At 56.4% G+C, this 4263-nt stretch carries 4 protein-coding genes; 2 read left to right on the forward strand and 2 right to left on the reverse strand.

Annotation, left to right across the window (positions count from 1 at the left end):
* Positions 1-708, reverse strand: a 708-nt coding sequence (locus AC2FNC_RS20275; RefSeq protein ID WP_496716484.1) for a glycosyltransferase, incomplete at its 3' end; no start/stop codon positions are given.
* Entirely contained in the window at positions 701-1963 is a 1263-nt protein-coding gene (locus tag AC2FNC_RS20280; RefSeq protein ID WP_496716486.1) for a nucleotide sugar dehydrogenase, read from the reverse strand. The genes AC2FNC_RS20275 and AC2FNC_RS20280, both read right to left, overlap by 8 nt.
* 427 nt (positions 1964-2390) lie before the next feature.
* Here AC2FNC_RS20280 and AC2FNC_RS20285 point away from each other — a divergent pair, with 427 nt between their 5' ends.
* Both AC2FNC_RS20285 and AC2FNC_RS20290 read left to right on the forward strand, forming a co-directional pair.
* Complete coding sequence (locus AC2FNC_RS20285) at positions 2391-3884, forward strand: oligosaccharide flippase family protein (RefSeq protein WP_496716488.1); 1494 nt, start codon at positions 2391-2393, stop codon at positions 3882-3884.
* 100 nt (positions 3885-3984) lie between these two features.
* Positions 3985-4263, forward strand: a 279-nt coding sequence (locus AC2FNC_RS20290) for a glycosyltransferase (protein WP_496716489.1), incomplete at its 3' end; no start/stop codon positions are given.

Genomic DNA, 4263 nt, shown 5'->3' on the forward strand with positions numbered 1-4263 from the left:
ATAGCCCACCATGTATGTCCGCCCGTTGCGCCACGCGGGGTTCGGCGGCAGGTGCTGCAACCGGCTCAGGTCGGGGCCCGAGCGAACCACAAAGACATCCTCGGGCGCGATGCCGCCGCGCTCGATGGCGATCTTGCGATAGCTTTCATTGGTAGCGATCGACACCCGTGCCGAGGCGAAGGTCAGCCGCTCGAACGTCTTCATCAGCTTCCAGAAAAAGCCGCGCTTATCGAACTTGGCCTCGTAAAGCTCGGGGTTGATGTCGTGGTGATCGAACAGATAGCGCACGCCAAACAGCTTGAAGGGCAGCGCCACCAGAAAGATCAGATCGGGCGGGTTGCAGCCATGGATGACGTGAAACCCACGGGTGAACTTGATCTTCAGTGACAGCCAGCTTTCCCAGAACAGGGCAGCGCCATATTCCAGCAAATATCCCAACGCGCCACTGGCATCCAACGGCAGCGGGTGGCGGTAGACCTTGATGCCCTCATCTTCCCAGACACGTTCCTCATGGCCCTTGCCGGTGGGACAGATGACCGAGACCAACGCGCCTGCGGCAGCCAGCGTGCGCGCCTCCATCCAAACGCGGCGGTCGAAGGGCACGGGCAGGTTTTCCACCACAATCAAAACCTTCAACCCCTTCAGAGGCTGGCTCTGGCGCAACTCGTCGAACGAGATCGGCTGAACGGCGGATACGGGGCTAGTCATATTCATAGGTTCTTATCACCTCTGCATCGCCAAGGTTCAGCTCGTTCACGATCCGGTTTGATCCGACCACCAGATCCCATGGCCCGGCCTCGGCCGTGGCATGATCAACCAGCAGGCGGCCCACATTGGGCAGATGGGTAAAGGCATAACCCAGGTTCTGCCCCCGCAGATCGGCAGGTTTGATGGCCGGATCATAGACCGACAGCTGATACCCCGCCTGCAGCAGACGCCGGGCAATATCGACATTGGGGCTTTCGCGCAGATCATCAGTTCCGGCCTTGAAAGCCAGTCCCGCCATCAGTACCCGACCGCCTTCGGGCAGCCGCGCCATGATGTCCTGCGCCTGATAGGTTTTATGCGCCTGATTGGTTTGCAACAGGCTGTCAATCAGATGGGTATGGGCCCCCACCTCGCCAGCGATATGCTGCAGCGCGCGCACATCCTTGGGCAGGCACGAGCCCCCGAACGCGCCGCCCGGGCGGGTGTAATAGGCCGAGATGTTCAGCTTGGTGTCCGAGACGAAAATCTCGTGCATGGTTTTGGCGGATACGCCCATGCTGTGGCAGATACGGCCGATCTCATTGGCGAAGGCCACCTTGGTGGCGTGCCAGGTGTTGTCGACGAATTTGGTGATCTCGGCCTCTTCAAAAGCGGTGTAGAACACTGGCGCGTCCAGCCCCTCGTGCATTTCGTCCATCACCGCCGAGCGATTGCCATCGGCTGTACCAACAACGATCTTGGGCGGGTTGAAGAAGTCATCTACCGCCGACGCCTCGCGCAGGAATTCGGGGTTATAGACAATCTCGACCGCCTGATCCGTCCGCTCGCCCAGATAGCTTTGGAAGATCGGCTCGATCAGCTGCCGCACGGTGCCCGGCCGGAAGGTTGACCGATACGCCACCGTCAGAGGCTGCGCCCTATCCGGCGATACGGTTTCGGCAATCTGACGCGTCACCTCGGCCACGAAGCTCATGTTATGCGAGCCGTCAGTGGAACTGGGCGTGCCCACACAGACAATGGCCAGATCCACATCCCCGAGGTCCGGCATCTCGACCACGGCCCGGATCAGGTTTTTCCCAAGCGCCTCGGTCAGCAACCCGGCCACCTTCGGCTCCTTGATCGGGGGCTGACCTGCGTTGATTTCAGACACCTTGTCGGCATTCACATCAATACCGATCACCTCGTGCCCTTCACGGGTCAGACAGCACGCTGCCGTGAACCCCACATACCCCAAACCAAAAATCGCAATCTTCATACTGTCATACCATTATAACTCAGCACCAATATTCCAGCGGCGGCAGAAACAAATTCACATCGCCGCATGCTTGGATTCTCTATGCATTTAGTGTCCAATCCATGACACTGATTGAAAGTACACTTTGGAACAAAATTCAACGTTCCGACATGAGATGATAAGATCCTGGAAGCAAGGAGCAAAAGCGTTGCAAACCGCGCACATACGCACCATTCGGGACAAATCAGCCACCCGACCATGACGGCAGAATCGCGCTTTGGCCCGTTCCGGGGCATCACAAGGCAACGTAGATTTGGAAACACTAATGCGTTAATGCGCTGTTTGTTATGAGTATGGAAAGTTTAATAAATTGAAGCAGCCACCCAATCCTGCTCGGAGCGATCGTTCTTCCTCTCGCACGTCTGCTTTGGCGGTCGGTGCCACAACATTGCTTGCATCCAGCCTGTTTCGGCAAATTCTGGGGTTGATCACGCTGATCGTGACCGCACGCCTTCTGTCACCCACGGATTTTGGTATTGCTGCCTATTTTCTGGTCGCAACAGCATTCCTGGAGATGATGCAGAGGCAAATCGCCATTGTTCTCATACAACTCGACGACGTCACCCAAGAGCATCTCAGAACCGTTTTTACCTTTCAGGTCATCCTGGGTGTCGCCGCAGCGGCCTTCTTCTTTACCACCCGACCTTTGGTTGCTCTTCTCGAATTGCCCGAGTTGACCGAACTTACGCCGTTTCTTTGCGTCCTTTCCCTGATCATCGCCCTGAAAAGTCCACGCTTCATTCTCTTTGAGCGCAATCTGAATTTCACTTTCGCCGCCGGGGAAGAAACCGTGAGCCGGATCGTGTATTCGGTCATTGCGATCAGCCTGGCCTGGTTCTGGGGGGATTACTGGGCGATTATCGCGGCCAATTTCTGTGCGCTTGCGACACGCAGCATTTGGACCTTCAGCATGGCCCCGATGACCCTGCGGTTGTCGCTTGCGCGCGGGCACGACTGTTTTTCGTTTTCAGTCTGGTCCACCAGTGCCCAGGTGGCCAATTTCTTTTCCAAGAACATGCCGCAGCTGATCATTGGTGCCAATTTGGGGCTAGCTGATGCGGGTGTGTTCCGGTTGGGAAACCGCCTGAGCACACTCGTTACAACCCAGTTGTTCGCCCCGCTGCAGCGCGTGCTTTATCCCGGGCTTGCGGACATATCCCGCAATACCGACAGGAAAGACGAAGCCTTTAACCGGCTCAACGAGCTGCTGCTTGCAATCGTTCTGCCAATTTCCGTTGGAATGGCGCTGGTGGCCAATCATATCGTGATTGTGGTGATCGGCTGGCAATGGCTGGGAGCCGCGCAGGTCATATGGGTGCTGGCCCCGCTCAAGGCGCTTGAAACGCTGCAGGAAAACGTCCGCTCGGCCGCCTATATTGAAGGCTCTACTAAACTTCTATTTATCAGAAACTTTTTCCTTCTGATTCTCGTCTGCCTGCTGATGATGGCCGGTGTGCAGTTCGGCTTTATGGGTGCATTGGCCGCGGCGGGTACCGCCAGCACAGCCGCTATTTTCACCACATTGTTCATTGCCAAGCGATACGGCACGCGCACATTCTTTGGACCAATCACAGTCGCCTGGCGGTCGATTGTGTCTACACTGGTCATGATTGCGGCCGTTTTTTTCGTCGGCAGCGCCATTGGCAATCAGGACCAGATTGGCTGGGCATTCGACACGCTCGATGATTTGCCACTGCTGCGCTATAGGTTCGCAGTCAAAGTGCTGATCGGCGCTTTTGTATATACCGGGACACATTTCCTGTTGTGGCATCTCGTCAAACGCCCCGAGGGCTTTGAAACTCTAGTTCTCAGATTTGCCCGAAAGATACGTAGCCGCAATTTGAACCCGAACGCCAAGAAACATGACCCAATGGAATCTTAACAGTGTTTTGCACCGATTGTTCTTTGAAATTCTATGATGACATGGCCACAGGGACCGACGGCACAGCGCAGCATCCCGGCGGCGGAACAGGGAGGCCCCTGTGAAACCGGCATCTGCACCCAAATTCGCCCTCAGTGTCATCATGGTGAACTACAAGACGCCCGACGTGACATTGAAGGCGATACAGTCGGTTCTTGATTATTCGGGCAATCTGGACCTCGAAGTGATTGTGGTCGACAACGATTCACTGGATGGCAGCGTCGAGGCACTGCGCGCAGCCTTCCCTCAGATAACGGTTCTGGAGGCCGGTCATAATGGCGGGTACGCGTGGGGTAACAATATCGGCATCCGGCGTGCTCGGGGGCGCTATCTGCTTATC

The organism is Ruegeria sp. BHSA123 (assembly GCF_059613425.1).

Excerpts from the sequence above, each read along its gene's own strand:
- AC2FNC_RS20280 (WP_496716486.1), bottom strand. The coding sequence starts at position 1,963 with ATGAAGATTGCGATTTTTGGTTTGGGGTATGTGGGGTTCACGGCAGCG.